Annotated in this window: 19 protein-coding genes and 1 pseudogene; 14 read left to right on the top strand and 6 right to left on the bottom strand. The window is 53.6% G+C overall.

Going from position 1 to position 16,371, the window contains the following annotated elements:
* The 3 genes and pseudogenes from GEI7105_RS37330 to GEI7105_RS0114145 form a co-directional block, all read left to right on the top strand.
* Nucleotides 1–125 (top strand): annotated as a pseudogene (locus tag GEI7105_RS37330) (ISKra4 family transposase); the annotation flags it as partial.
* Nucleotides 126–141: 16 nt separating this feature from the next.
* Entirely contained in the window at nucleotides 142–270 is a 129-nt protein-coding gene (locus GEI7105_RS40465) for a hypothetical protein (RefSeq protein WP_017661103.1), read from the top strand.
* Nucleotides 271–455: 185 nt separating this feature from the next.
* Nucleotides 456–2,126: an alpha-glucosidase gene (locus GEI7105_RS0114145; RefSeq protein WP_017661102.1), complete on the top strand. Its 1,671-nt coding sequence runs from the start codon at nucleotides 456–458 to the stop codon at nucleotides 2,124–2,126.
* A 98-nt stretch (nucleotides 2,127–2,224) separates the two neighbouring features.
* Here GEI7105_RS0114145 and clpS read toward each other — a convergent pair whose 3' ends face one another.
* Nucleotides 2,225–2,506, bottom strand: coding sequence for an ATP-dependent Clp protease adapter ClpS (clpS, locus tag GEI7105_RS0114140; RefSeq protein WP_007634189.1), 282 nt, complete (start codon nucleotides 2,504–2,506; stop codon nucleotides 2,225–2,227).
* 237 nt (nucleotides 2,507–2,743) lie between these two features.
* On the opposite strand from clpS, the gene GEI7105_RS0114135 reads away from it, so the two are divergent.
* The 3 genes from GEI7105_RS0114135 (at nucleotide 2,744) to GEI7105_RS0114125 (ending at nucleotide 4,449) form a co-directional block, all read left to right on the top strand.
* Complete coding sequence (locus tag GEI7105_RS0114135) at nucleotides 2,744–2,977, top strand: hypothetical protein (RefSeq protein WP_017661101.1); 234 nt, start codon at nucleotides 2,744–2,746, stop codon at nucleotides 2,975–2,977.
* Between the two features lie 3 nt (nucleotides 2,978–2,980).
* On the top strand, nucleotides 2,981–3,976 hold the full coding sequence (locus tag GEI7105_RS0114130) for a glycosyltransferase family 2 protein (protein ID WP_051044146.1): 996 nt from the start codon (nucleotides 2,981–2,983) through the stop codon (nucleotides 3,974–3,976).
* 89 nt (nucleotides 3,977–4,065) lie between these two features.
* On the top strand, nucleotides 4,066–4,449 hold the full coding sequence (locus GEI7105_RS0114125; RefSeq protein WP_017661099.1) for a hypothetical protein: 384 nt from the start codon (nucleotides 4,066–4,068) through the stop codon (nucleotides 4,447–4,449).
* Here the strand turns inward: GEI7105_RS0114125 and GEI7105_RS0114120 are convergent.
* Nucleotides 4,446–5,270 carry a TIGR01548 family HAD-type hydrolase gene (locus GEI7105_RS0114120; RefSeq protein WP_017661098.1) on the bottom strand — a complete coding sequence of 275 codons (825 nt, stop codon included), beginning with the start codon at nucleotides 5,268–5,270 and terminating at the stop codon, nucleotides 4,446–4,448. The genes GEI7105_RS0114125 and GEI7105_RS0114120 overlap by 4 nt on opposite strands.
* Before the next feature lie 90 nt (nucleotides 5,271–5,360).
* Between GEI7105_RS0114120 and GEI7105_RS0114115 the strand changes: the two genes are divergently transcribed.
* The 7 genes from GEI7105_RS0114115 (at nucleotide 5,361) to GEI7105_RS30585 (ending at nucleotide 10,024) form a co-directional block, all read left to right on the top strand.
* Nucleotides 5,361–5,660, top strand: a complete 300-nt coding sequence (locus GEI7105_RS0114115) for a 30S ribosomal protein PSRP-3 (RefSeq protein WP_026097655.1) — start codon at nucleotides 5,361–5,363, stop codon at nucleotides 5,658–5,660.
* A gap of 123 nt (nucleotides 5,661–5,783) precedes the next feature.
* Nucleotides 5,784–7,115, top strand: a complete 1,332-nt coding sequence (locus GEI7105_RS0114110; protein ID WP_144053804.1) for a class I SAM-dependent methyltransferase — start codon at nucleotides 5,784–5,786, stop codon at nucleotides 7,113–7,115.
* A 148-nt stretch (nucleotides 7,116–7,263) separates the two neighbouring features.
* Nucleotides 7,264–8,103, top strand: a complete 840-nt coding sequence (locus GEI7105_RS0114105; protein ID WP_071592015.1) for a sulfotransferase family protein — start codon at nucleotides 7,264–7,266, stop codon at nucleotides 8,101–8,103.
* Nucleotides 8,104–8,176: 73 nt separating this feature from the next.
* The gene (locus GEI7105_RS0114100; RefSeq protein ID WP_017661094.1) at nucleotides 8,177–8,563 is read left to right on the top strand and encodes a 6-pyruvoyl trahydropterin synthase family protein; all 387 of its coding nucleotides are present in this window, start codon (nucleotides 8,177–8,179) and stop codon (nucleotides 8,561–8,563) included.
* 81 nt (nucleotides 8,564–8,644) lie between these two features.
* Nucleotides 8,645–9,571 (top strand): ribokinase, encoded by a 927-nt coding sequence (gene rbsK / locus GEI7105_RS0114095; protein WP_017661093.1) that lies wholly within the window; start codon nucleotides 8,645–8,647, stop codon nucleotides 9,569–9,571.
* A 74-nt stretch (nucleotides 9,572–9,645) separates the two neighbouring features.
* Nucleotides 9,646–9,819 carry an element excision factor XisH family protein gene (locus tag GEI7105_RS40760; protein WP_342662826.1) on the top strand — a complete coding sequence of 58 codons (174 nt, stop codon included), beginning with the start codon at nucleotides 9,646–9,648 and terminating at the stop codon, nucleotides 9,817–9,819.
* Nucleotides 9,764–10,024, top strand: a complete 261-nt coding sequence (locus GEI7105_RS30585) for an element excision factor XisH family protein (RefSeq protein ID WP_342662825.1) — start codon at nucleotides 9,764–9,766, stop codon at nucleotides 10,022–10,024. Before GEI7105_RS40760 ends, GEI7105_RS30585 begins: the two co-directional genes overlap by 56 nt.
* 264 nt (nucleotides 10,025–10,288) lie before the next feature.
* Here GEI7105_RS30585 and GEI7105_RS0114085 read toward each other — a convergent pair whose 3' ends face one another.
* The 3 genes from GEI7105_RS0114085 to GEI7105_RS0114075 form a co-directional block, all read right to left on the bottom strand.
* On the bottom strand, nucleotides 10,289–10,924 hold the full coding sequence (locus GEI7105_RS0114085) for a MarC family protein (protein ID WP_017661092.1): 636 nt from the start codon (nucleotides 10,922–10,924) through the stop codon (nucleotides 10,289–10,291).
* Between the two features lie 55 nt (nucleotides 10,925–10,979).
* Nucleotides 10,980–11,654 carry a ComF family protein gene (locus GEI7105_RS0114080; protein WP_035493100.1) on the bottom strand — a complete coding sequence of 225 codons (675 nt, stop codon included), beginning with the start codon at nucleotides 11,652–11,654 and terminating at the stop codon, nucleotides 10,980–10,982.
* A gap of 188 nt (nucleotides 11,655–11,842) precedes the next feature.
* Nucleotides 11,843–12,601, bottom strand: a complete 759-nt coding sequence (locus GEI7105_RS0114075; RefSeq protein ID WP_158413208.1) for a DUF4114 domain-containing protein — start codon at nucleotides 12,599–12,601, stop codon at nucleotides 11,843–11,845.
* 346 nt (nucleotides 12,602–12,947) lie between these two features.
* Between GEI7105_RS0114075 and GEI7105_RS33530 the strand changes: the two genes are divergently transcribed.
* Nucleotides 12,948–15,242 (top strand): putative PEP-binding protein, encoded by a 2,295-nt coding sequence (locus GEI7105_RS33530; RefSeq protein WP_017661088.1) that lies wholly within the window; start codon nucleotides 12,948–12,950, stop codon nucleotides 15,240–15,242.
* Between the two features lie 162 nt (nucleotides 15,243–15,404).
* On the opposite strand, the gene GEI7105_RS36055 is transcribed toward GEI7105_RS33530, so the two are convergent.
* A complete protein-coding gene (locus GEI7105_RS36055; protein WP_017661087.1) occupies nucleotides 15,405–16,208 on the bottom strand; it encodes a glycoside hydrolase family 24 protein in 804 nt (267 codons plus the stop codon).
* Nucleotides 16,209–16,371: the final 163 nt, after the last annotated feature.

The following is a 16,371-nucleotide window of genomic DNA, read 5'->3' as shown; positions in this document are numbered from 1 at the left end:
TTGAATCGACGGTCAAGCAGATTGGTCGGCGTCTCAAGATTTCCGGCGCTCAGTGGGAACGTCAGAACGTTCCACAAGTCCTCAAGCAACGCTGTGCTTATCTCAATGGAGACTTTTACGCCTAACACTTGCAAAACTGGGATGCACCCGTTCGAGATCTCCGAAGCGGTCTTTCGCACCACCGCGAATTCGTCAAAACGCGCTCTCGTCCGAGAAGGAGAGAAAACCGATCTCGAACCGTCACCGAAACGCGGCGATCGTAGTCGATAGAAGCCTCAGCCGCGATCGCGTTCCCATCCGATCGACCGAACCCGCATCCAGTGTTAACTTGAAAACAGCGACTTCGGACGGCAGATCGAGCAGATCGTCCAGACAGCAGCAACCTTGTCTTCCCGGTCTGCCCTCCGAGCGTTCCGCGCAGCATTGCCCAACAAAAATTGAAGAAGAGGTCAACCATGACGAACCGAGAGACGAATCGAGAAGCGAACCGAGAGTGGTGGCGCAGCGCGACCGTTTATCAAGTATATCCCCGCAGTTTTGCCGACAGTAACGGCGACGGAATCGGGGACTTACAGGGAATCGTCAACAAACTCGACTATATCGCCGATCTTGGAGTCGATGCCGTTTGGGTGTCGCCGTTCTTCAAATCCCCTATGAAAGATTTCGGCTACGACATCTCAGACTATCGTGCCGTCGATCCGATTTTCGGAACGATGGACGACTTCAAAACCCTCCTCGATCGAGCCCACCAACGAGGTCTCAAAGTCCTCATCGACCAAGTTTGGAATCACACCTCCGATCGACACCCTTGGTTCCTCGAAAGTCGCAGCAGTCGAGACAATCCCAAAGCCGACTGGTACGTGTGGGCAGACGCCAAACCCGATGGCAGCCCGCCCAACAACTGGCTATCGACCTTTGGCGGTCGTGCCTGGACGTGGGACGAAGGGCGACAACAATATTACCTCCACAATTTCCTTGCCGAACAGCCCGATCTCAACTGGTACAACCCCGAGGTTATCGATGCCATTCTCGACGTCGCGAGATTTTGGCTCGACATGGGAGTCGACGGATTTCGCCTCGACGTGGTCAACTTCTTTACCCACGATCGACAACTGCGAGACAATCCCCCCCGGCCGGACAGCGTCCCTCGTCCAGCCGGTGCCGATATCAACGATCCCTTTTTCGATCGCATCAACCTCTACAACTTCTGTCAGCCCAAAACCCTGGAGTTGCTCGAAAAAATTCGCAGCCTCACCGATCGCTACCCCGGCACCACGACCCTAGCCGAAATCAGTTCCGCCGAAGATACCGTCGGCATCTCTAGCGAGTACGTCCGAGGGAACAAGCGCTTGCACATGGCGTACAACTCCTCGCTCATGACCCCCGAACCTCTCGATTACCAACGGTTGTGCGACATCGTCCGTTCCGTCGAACAGCGCTTCGGCGACAGCGTGATTTGTTGGACGGGAGGCACCCACGACTTCCCCCGCTTGAAATCCCGGTGGATGAAGTTTCTCATCGACGACGCCTTCACGCACGAAGCCTTCGACCATATGTTCGCAGCATTGTTACTGTCGTTGCGGGGAAGTTGTTGCATTTATCAAGGGGACGAACTGGGACTGACTCAGGCGGTGATTCCCTACGATAAAATGCAAGATCCCTTCGGTTTGGCAGGATATCCTAAAGTTTTAGGACGAGATGGGTCTCGCACGCCCATGCCCTGGGAAAAAGAAGGGGTCAACGCGGGATTTACCACCGCAAAAGAGCCGTGGTTGCCGATTCCCGACGAACATCTCGAAAAGGCGGTGGACGAACAAGAGCGCCACGCCAACTCGTTACTGAACAAGTACCGTCGTTTGTTGCACTGGCGCAAACAGCAACCGGCCTTGATTCGGGGCAAGCTGCACCTGCTCGAAACCCCCGAACCTCTGTTTGGCATCGAGCGATACTGTGACGAACAACGTTTGTTGTGTTTGTTTAACCTCAGTCCTAAAGCCGTTCATTTCGATGTGTCGACGTATCCGAACTGTCGCGAAGCCAAAGAGCCAGACTTTTCCGTGCGACAGTACGACGAGACGATCGAGCTTCCGGCTTACGGCGTTTTCTTTGGCGAGATCGAGCTGTAGAGCATCGGTTTTTCGAGACACGCACCGGTGATGAGATGCCTCTGGAGTGTCGGACTGTCTCGTTATCGGGCGATCGATCGCCGTGAGAGTTCTCTGCTTCAATCGTCTGGCTCGATCGAACTGCTCAAACCGTGGCGTCGTAGCGTTTCACAGTAAAATTCAGCGTGTTCTTGGGCGCAAGTGATGACGAGCGCCATACCGTTTGTATGGGCTTCCATCATAATGCTGACGGCTTGAGGTTGTGTCAAGCCCGGAACCGTCTTCACGAGGGTTTGTACGACGTATTCCATCGTGTTGAAATCGTCGTTATGCAACAAAACTCGATAGCGGGGGGCGTGTTTGCGAACGGTCGAACGTTTTTCGATAGTTTCAACAGACACGATTTAATCTCCTCGATAGACGGTTTACAGTTCTTTATTTTATGGGGACTTTTATCGAGCGAGCGAGATTAGTTTTTTAGATGAAAGCGATCGCGTATACATAACTCTCAAGTTGTGGATGTTAATATACGATATAAAGAGACCTTCTAACTCTTGAGTGTGTAGGAACGAGCCGGGATTTCCTCGGTATAGCGTGAAAGTCCGCAGAACGCCCGAATTCAGTCAGAGGTAATCGATATGATACCAGTCTACGTTATCGCACTAGCGATCGCAGGCAGCTCGGTCTGGTGGTTCCGCCAAACCTCTGAAGACATCTACTGCATCCTAGCAGGTGGAACGGCCTTAATCAGTTTAATTTTAGGGTTTGCCACCGCCCCCTGGCCGGTTCAAGTCGGGATCGTAACTGCTCTAATGCTGTTAGAGCGCGTTTACATCGAGCAGCAGCGTCGTCGAGACGCTTTATTGCGTTAACCCGTGGTAGACAAGTTTCGTTCGAGTTCGACCGAACCTTCATGTCCTCCGGTATCTGTCATCGTGCCAATTTATAACGGTGAGAGAGACGTGCCGGAGTTAATTTCCTGTTTGCAAGGGCAAACTTATCCCCGAGAAAGGGTCGAATATCTACTGGTGGATAATAACAGCGGCGATCGCACCTTCGAGCTGCTGAAAAACGCCGTACGAGAGCGAGAGTTTCCCCTGCGTCCCCTGTCTCAAAACGAAATTCAAAGTTCCTACGCCGCCCGAAACACGGGAATTCGCGCCGCCCGTCACGCTCTGCTGGCGTTTACCGACGCCGACTGTCGCCCGGAACCGACATGGCTCGAAAACCTCGTGAAACCCTTTCAAAAGAGCGAGGTGGGACTCGTCGCCGGAGAAGTCAAAGCTCTCCCCCCCGAAACCTTTCTCGAGCGGTACGCCGAACGCCACAAGATCCTATCTCAAACCTACACCCTCGAGCATCCCTTTTGTCCCTACGGCCAAACCGCCAATTTAGCCGTCCGTCGCGAAGCGTTTGTCAAAGTCGGGCTGTTTCGTCCCTATCTCACTACGGGCGGAGATGCAGATATGTGTTGGCGGATTTTGCGTCAAACGGATTGGACGTTAGAATTCGCGGAAACGGCGATCGTCCGCCACCGCCATCGCGCCACTTGGGAAGAACTCTACAAACAATGGCGACGATACGGACAGTCTAACCGCTACCTTCACGAGTTACACGGCGTCGAACTCAAACCCGACAAATCAGCCGCCGCCCATCTCAAACAAATCGCGCGATGGATGTTAAAAGAACTGCCTCGAGACAGTGCGAAGCTGTTGGGGGGGCGAACGACCCTCGTAGACCTGCTGACGCCACCGATTACGATGTATATTATGCGGGCGCGATCGCTCGGTCAGGCCGAGGCGCAGCTTCCCGATCTCGCCCGACAAATCGAGTGGTTGGAAAAATCGCCGTCGACCGAAACCCCCCTTTGACAGCTTTAAAATTGTCACGCGATCGCCGCGATCGCACGGTCTCCAGCGTCACCATAAGATCGAGTTGAGTTGGAACCTGGGAACTCGCAATGCGTTTTGGGTTGTGTGCGATGGTAGCGGTGTTGTGGGGCGGAAGTCTCCTCGTCGGTTCGGCGAGTGCGATCGCGACCTCCGATAATCGACCAGAATACCGAGTACAAAGCTGGAATCAGTGCGATCGTGAAATCGCAGCGTTTGAAACCGAACAGTTTTATATCAACATTTGCCAACAAACTAACGGCGACCTGATAGGTTCGGTGCGATCGAAAGAGGGCGACGACGAAATCCACTTTAGCGACGTGCGCCCCATCAACGGAAACAGTTACTGTCTAGAAGGAAACGACGCGACGACCTACCTCGTCACGCCCTACGAAATCGAGGTGTGGCAACACAATCGCCTCGTCGGGGTCGATCGCGTTCTCGAACAGTATTAACTGATCGCATCTCGAATTCGTGCGGCGGTTAACTCTCGAACGGTCTTCACGACGAATTTCGCCCCCGCCTCCGTTAATAACTGCGTGTATTGCGCCTGACGGTCTGGAGTGGTTTGCACGTGAGGCGGTAACACGCCGACGCCAATCCAAGGACGAGACGAATCGGCTTCGGCGGCCTTACGCACGGCGTACAAATCGGCGACCGTATCTCCAGCGTAAATCGTCGGCAGGGGCGTCGAAACCCCAGCCCGATCTTCCAACTGCGCGACCGTATCGAACAGTCCCGTGGGATCGGGTTTTCCGGGGGCGTCTTCCATCGCGACCAATACCGGATTGGGCAAGCCGATGCGCCGTTGTAGGATGTAACTGGCCGAGCCGCGCGTCGCACCGCTAAAAAAGCCCCAGAGAACGCGATCGCTCGTGAGGCGATCGAAATAGGTGAGATCGGCTAAAAGCGGTTCTTGGCAAATGTATCCCGTCCAATTGTCCGGGTTCTCCGCATCTTCACCGCGATAGCGAGACTGAAAAAAATCGACCAATGCCTCGAACTCGAGGGAAACGCGCGATCGATCCGTTCCTTGAGACTCGAAATAACGCCATACCAACTCCTGCGAACCTTCCCAGTCGTTGTTCCAAATCCCTTCGGCTTTGAGGCGATCGATATCTTCAGGGGTCGGACGATACGCCCCGTCGGTAAAGCGTTCGACCGTATCAGCTAAGGCGCGGCGGTAAGAGCCGCCCACATCGCGGATAACGCCATCGATGTCGAAGACAGCAATGGCAAAGGGGGCGGGGGGTTCGGGACGAATGCGATCGGTCACGACAATTCCTCGTTCGGCGTTGGTGCTGGTTCGTAGAACACAGTATAATGATAATTTGCAAAGTTTTGACACCGTATTGGGAGGTCTATATTGTCCCGATTCATGCTGAAAGTCCTCTGGTTAGAGGACAACGTTGCCATTGCAGTTGACCAAGTGGTGGGCAAAGGAACCAGCCCCTTGACGACCTACTTCTTCTGGCCGCGAAACGACGCTTGGGAACAGCTCAAAAACGAACTGGAAGCCAAGCACTGGATTTCGGAGGTCGAGCGTGTGGAACTGCTCAACAAAGCCACCGAGGTCATCAACTACTGGCAAGAAGAAGGCAAGAAAAAATCGATGGCTGAGGCGCAAAGCCAATTTCCCGAAGTCGGGTTTACGGGCAGCAAATAGCCATCGCACCCGAAGCCATCGCACGATAAGATCGCAACTGCGGCTTTCGTGTCGCGACCCGTTTTCGAGTCGAAAGCGGGTTTTTCAATTGTTGTGAGAGGGGAAACGCGAGAGGGGAAAACCGTGACGAATTCAGCAACGTTACAACGAGCGATCGCCAACGCCATCAGTTTTAATATGTCCGCACGCGGACGGGTGGCTCTACCGGGAGTCACAGGAGCTGTCGAACCCTACGCCAAACGGTTAGAGCGACTGTTCGCCCATTTGGGAAAACCGTTTTCGGCCAAGGAACTGGTGCAGTTGTGCGAAAACCTGGCCAAAAGTCTGGAAACCGCCGCCGCCCAGGACTCGCCGACACAGCTACTCGTCAGTTACGAACCAGCACCGTTTCCCCGTCAGGGCTTGGTGTACGGCGTGCAGGTGGCGAGAACGGAAGCGCCCATTAACGCGCTCTTGACTCAAGGACAGCTCGTCTTACCCTGCGTTCCGGCGTTGTGCGATGCTTATTTGAAGCAGTTGGCGAACTTGTTCGCGGGGTTGACGTATCCGCTGAACGAAGAACAGCGCGATCGCCTGCGTCAAATGTTACAGCGGGAGTTAGAGAAAGGCTTCGTTCTCTCACCTCAATCGCGAATTCGGGTGGTGTACGGAACGGGAACGCCCCCCCAAACTGGATTGAACTGTAAAGTCTCCGTCGCAGCGCGATCGCTTTCCGAGCAAGCCCGAGACATCCTGGCGAAAACGCCGGATTACTTAGAAAAACTGCCGTCTCTGACGAAAGTAACCGACGTCGGTACGGCGATCGATCCCCAAGACAGTACCGCTCTCGTGGCGACGGTGGGAACCGCCCAACACGCTCTCCCCCTGGCGCGTCATGGGTTCGCCGTAGACGCGTTTGAGTTAGCGACGCCTTTCGCGGCGAAATTGCGAGATCTGGTGGAGTCGGACAACCTCGCCGTTTCCGTCACGACGGACGACATTCTCGATCCGTTGGTGTCGCTGAAACCGAGTGGTTATCGTTTGGCGGTGGTTAGCGAAGTCGCGTCTCGCCTGCAAAACGGCGACGCCTTAAAAGCGTTGCTCTCCAAGCTCGCCAACGCCCTCGTTCCCGGTGGAACGCTGCTGTTTAACCTATTTTTAGCCGACGACGGCGTGGAATTCGATCGCGTGGCGTTAGAAGCCGCCAGAGCCGCCAACTCGACCATCGTGACGCGATCGCAACTCGAGGAAGTCTTGGCGGATTTACCCCTGACCCCAACTGACGAAATCCCCGTTCTCGACTACGAACGCCAACATCGCCCCGAAGACGCCCCCAAACTCGATCCCTGGTACGTGCGTTGGGCGGCGGGACAACAGGTTTTCGCGACAGCCAAGCCGCCGATTTCCCTACATTGGATAACGTGCGATCGCACTTCTGACGCCGAACCCTCCTCTTCGGAACCCGTTCAGTTGTGATGAAGAGATGAAGACAGTGAGCAGTCACCAGTCACCAGTCACCAGTCACCAGTCACCAGTGAAGACAGTTAACAGATAACAGCTTCTCCCCTGCGCCCCCTCTCCCCCTCTCCCCCTCTCCCCCTCTCCCCCTCTCCCTTGCCAAAACATGACTTACTTTTTCATTGGAGGTGCAGCCAGAACGGGAACGACGGTGTTAAACGGAATTCTCTGTAACGCGCCAAATACGAATCCGTTTATCGCCGAAGCCAACTATTTCGCTTACGTACTCTCGACGTACTCTCGCGGAAAATATTTGTGGAAAGTCGAAGGCGACACCTATTTCGACGATTTGCAGGATTACGCCGAGTTTTCCCGTCCTTGGGTGACGGCGTTTTTAGACAAAACTGCTCGTCGCTACGGTAACGCCAAACATCTGGTTCTCAAATCTCCGGAACTCACGAAATACTTTCCCGATTTGTTCGAGTTGGTATCCGAGGCCAAGTTTCTGATGTTGCTGCGCGATCCCCGAGACGCGATCGCCTCGCTGCTGCAAGTGGGGGACAAACTCAAAAACAAAGGAGAGAATCCTACTTTAGTGCGAATGCTGGAAACCTCTGACATGGCAGGGTTAGCGCAGTTTTACAACGCCTATTACCGCCCCTGTCAACGTTGCCAAGATTCCGAGTTTTGGAATCGGACGCGTTACGTCCAGTATGAGGGATTGGTGCGACACCCCCAAGCGGCGATCGCGCAACTCGAAGCCTTTACCGGGTTGTCGCTGAAGGACTTCGACCCCGACCGAACCTGGAACCGCAGTCGTCTCGACTTCGATCGCCTCCCCGAACGCTATCGCCCTTGGTGGTCTACTCCACTGTACGGCAAAGCTCTCTCCGCCAACAGCATCGGACGTTACCGTGAGGTTCTCACTGCACCGCAAATTCGCGATATCGAACGAGAATGTGCGGATATCTTCGAGTTAGGAGGATACTGTCGCGACGAACTGTAATCCTTCGCCTCTGAAAAAAGTTCCCTCTTTAAAATCCACGTCAAAATAGGAGTAAGACCCACAGGATACGACCATGCCCAAATGGACGTTAACGACAGAATTCACCTTCGATAGCGCTCACTACATCGAAGATTACAACGGCCCCTGCGGACGGTTGCACGGCCACACCTATCGCGTGCGTGTCACCGCCAGTTCGACGACGCTTCATCCTTCGGAATACTGTCCGCATCCCGTGATGGTGGCAGATTTCCGCAGTTTGCGTTGGGCGAAACGCGACTCGACGAAAGGCGGGTTAGATCACGGGGTTCTCAACGAGTTGTTACCGAAAGAATACGCCACGACTGCTGAAGAGATCGCTCGTTATATTTACAACGAAACGAAACAGCGCGTTCCTGAAGGCGTCACCTTAAAAGTGAGCGTGTCCGAAACGCCAAATTCTTGGGTCGAATACGAAGATTGACTGAGAAATTGACGGTTTGAGGACTGGACAAAAGGGCGATACGATGTTCTTTGTATCTGTATAGTTTATCGCCCCGTACCTATGGCTGTCGTTGTTTTCGGAAGTCTCAATGTCGATCTCGTGACGCAAACCCCGCGATTGCCCGTAGCGGGAGAAACGATCCGAGGGGATAACTTTTTTACGGGCTTGGGAGGCAAAGGAGCCAATCAAGCTGTGGCGGCGGCACGTCTGGGTGCATCGACGAGAGCGATCGGGTGCGTGGGGGGCGATCGCTTTGGCGAGCAACTGCTGAAGGGACTGTGGGACAGCGGAGTCGATGCGTCGGGGGTACGGGTTGACGAAAGTACTCATTCCGGGGTCGCGGTGGTATCTGTCGATCTCGCTGGAGAAAATGCGATCGTTATCGTTCCCGGTGCTAACGGACGAGTGGACGAGTCGGATGTCGATCGCCTGAAAGCATTTTTAGCCGATGCGACGGTACTGTTGTTACAGTTGGAAGTTCCGACACCCATCGTCGAAGCAGCGGCCCGAGTGGCACGAGATGCAGGGGTAACGGTAATTCTCGATCCGGCTCCCGCGTCAGAGTTTTCCGAGTCTCTGTACGAGTACGTCGATATACTGACCCCCAACGAAATCGAAGCCAGTCAACTGCTGGGGGCATCGGTGGACGATCCCGAAACTGCTCTTCAGGCGGCGTCGGCGTTTCGGCGTCGGGGGGTCGATCGAGCGATCGTGACGTTGGGGGCGCGGGGCGTCGCTTACGCCACGGCGGAGGATGCAGCCTTTGTTCCGGCGTTTGCGGTCGAGGCGGTGGATACCACTGCGGCGGGAGATGCGTTTAACGGGGCGTTGGCAGCGGCGATCGATCGAGGTTTACCCTGGTTGGATACGTTGCGTTGGGCGATGACGGCGGGGGCGCTCTCGGTGACGAAGGTGGGGGCGCAGCCATCTATGCCGGATTTGGCGGCGGTGGAAGAGGCCCTTCAGGGGGTGGAAGATGTTGATTGAAGTTCGAGAATCGAACGATCTCGATCTAAAAGTCGATCTAAAAGTTGTGCGCCAATTTGTAAAACCCGACCGATATGCAAACCCGCGACCTTTTTCATGATTCAGTTAAGAATGTTCTCCAGAAAGATGGCTGGATAATTACTCACGATCCTTTACATTTCGACCTCAACGACTACGAGATATATATTGACCTTGGAGCAGATCGCCTCATCGCTGCCGAGCGCGATCGCCAAAAAAATTGCAGTTGAAATCAAAAGCTTCGTTGGGGATTCAGCAATTTCGGAATTTCATACCGCACTCGGCCAATTTATTAACTATCGATTTAGTCTCCGTCAAGTTGAACCCGATCTCGTTTTATATCTTGCTATTTCCACCGAAATCTATTCAACGTTTTTTTGTCGCCCTCTTATTCAAGAAATCATCGGAGAACAACAACTAAAGCTCATCACCTAGGGTGCATCTCAAAAATGTAAATTCATCGAATTGGGCGCACTCAATTTCCAGATCCCCGGCATCTTGGAGATGCCGGGGATCTTATACCGGAAGTGCTAATCGGGAATTTTGCCACCCCAAACTGATGTTTTTGCAAAAGTGAGATGCACCCCATCACCTATAATCCAGAACAAGAGGTTATCGAACAATGGATAAACTAGAGATTTACCGTAAAATCGTTGTTGAAATCTTGGAAGATTACGCCACCCCTCCATCGGCGAATCCTCAAAACTTCTCGAACCACACGATGAGTCCCTGCATAATCATTTCCACCGAAATCGTGCCGATAAACAAAGCGGCAATTCGTCCGACCACTTCGATGTACCGTTCGATGAAGGGTTCTCGATGGGGACGAACGAGATCGTGGGCTAACTTGAGCAGGACGACAAATGCGATAGAGACACAAACAGCCACGACTACCGCCATGCAAGCGACAAGGGGATCGTGTCGTTCCCCGATGACTACACTGGCGCTAATGGTTCCCGGCCCGATAAAGATGGGCATGGCGATCGCCCCCGCGAGGTTTTTCGATTCGCCTCGTAAAATAGAAATTGCCGTCGGACCTTGAAATACAAATTCAAGACCGATAAGGAGAAACACAATTCCTCCAAAAATCTGAAACGAGGCGAAATTTGCCTGTAAAACGTGGGAAAATATGGCGTCGCCGAGAATGGCAAAACAGCAAAAGACTGCCGTGGAAATTAAACCCGCCTGCATCAAAACCAAGGTGAAGGGTTTCAGCGACAGTTTTTGCACGACGTCGATGATATAGATAATGACGAGAAATGGGTTCAGCAGGACGAGGAGTAAAGCCGCCGATCTGAGGAAGTCTGTCATGGGTTTGACATCGAAATTCTGCATACAGCTTTCAATCTGCGTCGAAGGTGCTTCCCGTCCACTCTAACCATTCTGACCCTCAACGCCTCACTTTGTCTTCTCCGGCTTTGGCCAAAACGGCCACACCGACGACGGGAATTCCCACGTTGTTCAAGGTACGAGTCGCTTCGCGGACTGTGGTTCCAGTGGTGTAGATGTCGTCGAACAGCAACACTGGATGTTTGGGAGGATGGCGGCGAAAGGCTTTTCCGAGGGCGATCGCACCATCGAGGGTTTGACGCCGTTGTTCGGGGTTGAGGTCGAACAAGGCTTGAGTATTTTTGATTCGTGCTAAACCCTGCGCTTGTAAGGGAAAACGCGCGATCTTGCAGAAGTGTTGCGCCAGGAGTTCGGCTTGGTTAAATCCCCGTTTGCGTTGTTTGTCGGGGTGCATGGGAATGGGAACGACAGTAAGTTGCGCGTCCGAGAGAAGGGGCTTTTTCTGCCAGGCTCGTCCGATGTGGTGTCCGAGGGGTCGAGCCAGTTGGGGGTGGTTTTCGTACTTGAGAGCGGCGATCGCGCGTTTGAGCGTTCCGCTGTAATGACCCCAGGCGAAAACGGGTAAGCTCCCACACCGTAAATTTTGGGGATGAGAGCGGCGACAGTGTCGAAGTTGTTGGAAACAAGCGGGACAGAGTTCGCGATCTGTGGGGCGATCGCACAGGGGACAGTTGGGATTTAAAAAGAGGTCGAGGAATCGAGCGAGTAGACGCACTTTTTCGCTGACGTGAAGCAACGACCTTTATTGTAGAAAAAACAACGATAAAAGAGGCGTGCGACCGGACGAAAAACTGTGTTTCCCTAGGCGATCGCACGCCTCCTTCACTTATATACAGAAAAAAATCGGTAGAATCGTCAGGCTTTCAACCCCTCGTTCGAACCGAACGAACATAATTTTCTAGGTTAGTTAGAACGTCTTTGGCGACGACGAGTAACCAGAGCAGCACTTACGACAACCCCCAAACCGAGTAATGTAGAGGGTTCGGGAATATCTGTCGGTTCGATCGATTCCATCATGACGACGAGATCGTTATAGTCGAAATCTTCGTAAGGATGTCCTTCAGGTAAGTCTTCAAAGGCGATGATAAATTCGTTATCCGTAAAAACACCAGGCTGAACGCCAGGTAAATCTAAGACCGTCGAGTTATCGCCTTGATAAATCGCACTGTGTTGTCGTCCGTCAAAGTTGAGAGACGCATCGGAGAAGAACGTATGTCCGGCGGGGTTTTCGAGATAGAATCCGAAGACGTTGCCAAAATCGGAAATGAGGTTATCGACCGTCGAGCCGATGGGATCGAAGGCTTTCGTCGAAATCGAGATATCGCCATTGTCGAGGAAATCGACGATCGCGCGATCGGCGTCGTCGTTCGAACCGTCGAACAGTTCGGCTTTAACGCCGTCTTTATTGAACAGACCGAACTTGTTACCGGAGGCAAATCCCGCGACTTCAAACATAAAGCGAGCGAGGGAACCACCGGTGGCGGTGTTGGTGAAATACTCGAATCCCGTATCGTTCGTTGTATCGATGCCACCACTCACTGTGATGTCGTCGAGCAGACTTTGCAACGAACAGGTTTGATCGAGGGGATCGCCCGATAAAGCGGGGTCGCAATCGAGCGACGTGCCAAAGGTTACGGCGGATGCGGGTGACGAACTGAACATCGCACTTCCGAGCAAGAGTGCAGTACCCGCGGCCGCCGTTAAGGTGTTGTTGGAAAAATGCATCTTCATACGGTTGCCCTTGCCTTGATTTTACGTAAATATACTTGGTTATTTCCTTGTGTTTAGTATAGACATTTTCTTCAAACCACTGAGTACTTTCACGCAAAACTTCACGTCTTCTTTAAATAAGTACCGTTTTTTTACCGATAATATGTAGAGTTCTCAAAATTCGCTCGCGCTGAGGAACATCGATCGCCATATCTTCGAGAGGTGGGTCGGTTTGTCGCGTCAGCTCGCTGGGAACGATAAAATCCGGGTATAGTGCGATTGAGGGGCGCAAAGTATCGTGACAGAAGTGTTTCCTATCGATCGATTTGATGCGATCGAATCCCCTTGGATCGGAGAGCGTGGGTTTTATTTGGGGCAACTCGCACGGGAAAATTACCCCGTTTTATGGGGAATTGTGGTTTCATCGCGCGTTTTTCGAGAATTTTGGCAAAGTAACACCTGGAATAATCCGCTTTTGGCTGAAATTTCTCACACAGCACTTCACTTACAAGCTGACGACGCCCACCAACTGCAATCGATCGCCCGACAAATTCGCGAAGCTCTCCTCGCGGCCGAACTCCCTGCCCCCTGGTTCGATCGACTGACCGAGGCGGTTTCCTCCCTCTCGAGTGCGGGGATCGTTTTGCACCCGTCCTTATATATAGATGGCGATCGCAACAGCTTCGACTATGCTGACTTCCTCGACAGCCAAACGAGCCTCAACGACCCCTCCTCGATCGCCCTCGCCTTGAAACGCACCTGGGCCGAACTGTTTCGGGCCCGCAGTCTCCTATGCTGGCAACAGTCCCGCATTTCCCTCGATCGCCTCTATCTCTCAGTTCTCGTACAACCGCTCGATCGCATCGCGGTCACGGGTGTTCTACGCGGTGGCAAAACTGGCTTCGATATCGCCGCCACCTCGGGACAGATCGAGAGCCTCGTCGAAGGGGTCGTCGTTCCCGATCTCTACCGTCTCGCTAGCGATCGCGACACCCCGATCGCGCGACGGGTGGGAGTTCGCCTCTGTCGCTACGACTTCGATCCGGCAACGGCAGAAGTGCGAGTCGTCGGCATTCCCCCCGAACGACAACGTGAGGCCGTTCTCGACGACGCACAACTCGACACCTTAAAGCATTGGGGACGCAAACTCTGCGAAACCTTCGATCGCTCGTTTTCGGCTCAATGGCAATTCGTACAGACTGAAAACGGAACGGAACTGTATTTGAGCCAAGTTTATCCTGACGAACGGCTCTGGCGAGACGATTGGACGGTCGAAATAGCCCAAGAACCGAAGTCGTCGCCAGCGGCCAGTCCCCCAGATTCGACAGCCGATCTGCTGACGCTGCGAGGTCTTCCCGCCTCCTCGGGACAAGCGATCGCGCCTGTTTTCGTGGTGCGCTCCTCCAATCGAACTCAGATCGCACCTCCTCCCGATTGCATTGTCGTCGTGTCGAGTTTGGAACCGACGGATTTTCCCTTGTTAAAGCAAGCTGTGGGGTTAGTGACTGAAACGGGAAGTTTGACCAGTCACGGCGCAATTTTAGCTCGAGAGTTGGGAATTCCGGCGATCGTTGGCGTGACGGCTGCTACCGATCGACTGCAAACGGGGCGATCGATGCGTCTCGACGGCGATCGCGGTGAGTTAACCTCGGACGTCCGAATCCCCATCTCGGATACACTGAAACCGTCCGTACCGCCGTTGGAAGAACGGTCTGAGGTACGGGGAACGCAGTTAATGGTGATGTTGAGCCAGCCGAGTTCTGTGAAAACGATGTCGTCTGAGGCGATGAGACTCGTTGACGGTGTGGGACTCGTGCGATCGGAGTTGATGGCAGTCGAAGTACTAAACGGCGATTCCCCAGTACAGTGGGTGCGCGACGGTCGGACTGCGGCGTTGGTCGATCGCTTGACGGAAGGGATGTTAGAATTCGCGCGAGCCTTCGCCCCGCGTCCGGTGTACTATCGGACGGTCGATAGTATGGCGGGGTCGCCTTTAGGTCTCCGAGGAACTCTCGCCTACGTGAAAGATCCCAGAACGTTCGATTGCGAGTTAGCAGCACTGGCACGGGTCTGGGAAGCGGGATGTACCAACGTACAGTTGATGTTACCGTTCGTGCGATCGCTCGAGGAATTTCGGTTTTGTCGCCAACGTTGCGATCGCGTTGGGTTGACCGATCGACCGGCGTTTCAATGTTGGATCATGGCGGAAGTACCGTCCGTGCTGTTTTTGTTAGATGCCTACGTCGAGGCGGGCGTCTCGGGAATTGCCATCGGCACCAACGATCTGACACAGTTACTGTTAGGGGTCGATCGCGAAGACAGTTCGATGGCGCAGTCGTTCGAGTTGCGCCGTCCGGCGGTGTTGAAGGCGATCGCTCAGTTGGCCAAAACAGCTCGCCGCTTGGGAATTCCCTGTACGGTTTGTGCCGATACTGTTTCAGTCGAACCCGACGTTCTCGAGCGTTTCGTTCGCTGTGGCGTTACCGGAATTTCAGTACGCCGCGACGCGATCGCGCGATCGCACGACGCCATCGTCCGCGCCGAACGACGGGTGTTGTTAGACTTAGCTTTTACAGCGAACAGTCTCCAGTGAAAACAGTCTCCAGTCTCCAGTGAAAACAGTCTCCAGTCTCCAGTGAAGACAGTTAGCAGGGAACAGTGAACAGTGAACAGGGAACAGTGAACGGGGAACAGGGAACAGTTAATAGTTGCTCCCCCTCTCCCTCTCTCCCCCTCTCCCCCTCTCCCTTGCTCCTCAACTCCGGTTTCGGTAATGCTTCAACCGTCGTTGGTAAACCTGTTTTAACTCCTCCAACGAGACCTCTGGTTGTCCGTGACCCGAGCCGGGCAAACTCGCCCACTCTTTTTTTATCGCCCGCATTGCGCCGTAAAAATCACCGTTCTCTATCTTTTCTAACCCTCCGCGACGGCGGATGAGTTCGACGGCCGCTAGGTCTTGAGAAATGGGGGAAAAGTCACTTAGTCCCGTGGTTTCAACCACCGAATCGTACGTGGAACTGAGCATTTGGTAGCGTCCGGCTGCGTCGGAACACAGATGTTGTCCGTAATATTTCGCACAACGTACTCGCCGAGGATGATCGTTAAAGTTAGAAAATTCGTCGAACGTAAAAATAGTTTGGTAGCCTAGGGCGTCGTGAGTCCCTTCTGCAAAGGCGATCGTGTCGAGGAGAGCGCGGAGTTCGGGTGATAAATCTCGAGAGGCAGTTTCGACGAAGGCATTCGATCGCGATCGCGTTTTGCGATCGAGTTTCATCAGATGCACGACGTAATTGACTTCTCGCGACATCAACCCCACGACTCCGTCGAATTCGCGCAGGAGCAACCACCGCAACCCCGGAAACAGGATCGTTGCGATCGGTACTGCGACGAGCGTAACGAGCAACGTTCGCTCGAGCAAGAGTCGGACGACCTGTTTTTGTCGTCGCCGTCGCTGTCGTAAATAATACAATCGGGATTTGGGCGCGATCGCGCCGAGTTTTTCTCGATGGGGCAGAGTTCGAGACGTTTTTTCAGAATCGGGGCGGGGTGCGAGCCTCATTCACACTTTCGCTGTTTTGTGTCACCAAACACTAAAACTCTAGTGTACACGCTAGACAGAAGAATCGCGATCGCCGGTCGGAATTGCAAAGATTTATATCGACTTAAGTTGACATACCTAACCCAAAAATGTAAAAATAGATACAGAATAAACTCTGTTAATA

The organism is Baaleninema simplex PCC 7105, assembly GCF_000332355.1.
GTDB classification, from domain to species: domain Bacteria; phylum Cyanobacteriota; class Cyanobacteriia; order Cyanobacteriales; family Geitlerinemataceae; genus Baaleninema; species Baaleninema simplex.
Note: the sequence above shows the minus strand (reverse complement) of the source record. Positions and strands in the feature narration are given on the sequence as shown.

Excerpts from the sequence above, each read along its gene's own strand:
- GEI7105_RS0114100 (WP_017661094.1), top strand. The coding sequence starts at position 8,177 with ATGCCCAAATGGACGTTAACGACAGAATTCACCTTCGATAGCGCTCAC.
- GEI7105_RS40760 (WP_342662826.1), top strand. The coding sequence starts at position 9,646 with ATGCAAACCCGCGACCTTTTTCATGATTCAGTTAAGAATGTTCTCCAG.
- GEI7105_RS40465 (WP_017661103.1), top strand. The coding sequence starts at position 142 with ATGCACCCGTTCGAGATCTCCGAAGCGGTCTTTCGCACCACCGCGAAT.
- GEI7105_RS0114075 (WP_158413208.1), bottom strand. The coding sequence starts at position 12,601 with ATGTTCAGTTCGTCACCCGCATCCGCCGTAACCTTTGGCACGTCGCTC.
- rbsK (WP_017661093.1), top strand. The coding sequence starts at position 8,645 with ATGGCTGTCGTTGTTTTCGGAAGTCTCAATGTCGATCTCGTGACGCAA.
- GEI7105_RS0114105 (WP_071592015.1), top strand. The coding sequence starts at position 7,264 with ATGACTTACTTTTTCATTGGAGGTGCAGCCAGAACGGGAACGACGGTG.
- GEI7105_RS0114125 (WP_017661099.1), top strand. The coding sequence starts at position 4,066 with ATGCGTTTTGGGTTGTGTGCGATGGTAGCGGTGTTGTGGGGCGGAAGT.
- GEI7105_RS0114135 (WP_017661101.1), top strand. The coding sequence starts at position 2,744 with ATGATACCAGTCTACGTTATCGCACTAGCGATCGCAGGCAGCTCGGTC.
- GEI7105_RS36055 (WP_017661087.1), bottom strand. The coding sequence starts at position 16,208 with ATGAGGCTCGCACCCCGCCCCGATTCTGAAAAAACGTCTCGAACTCTG.
- GEI7105_RS0114085 (WP_017661092.1), bottom strand. The coding sequence starts at position 10,924 with ATGCAGAATTTCGATGTCAAACCCATGACAGACTTCCTCAGATCGGCG.
- GEI7105_RS0114145 (WP_017661102.1), top strand. The coding sequence starts at position 456 with ATGACGAACCGAGAGACGAATCGAGAAGCGAACCGAGAGTGGTGGCGC.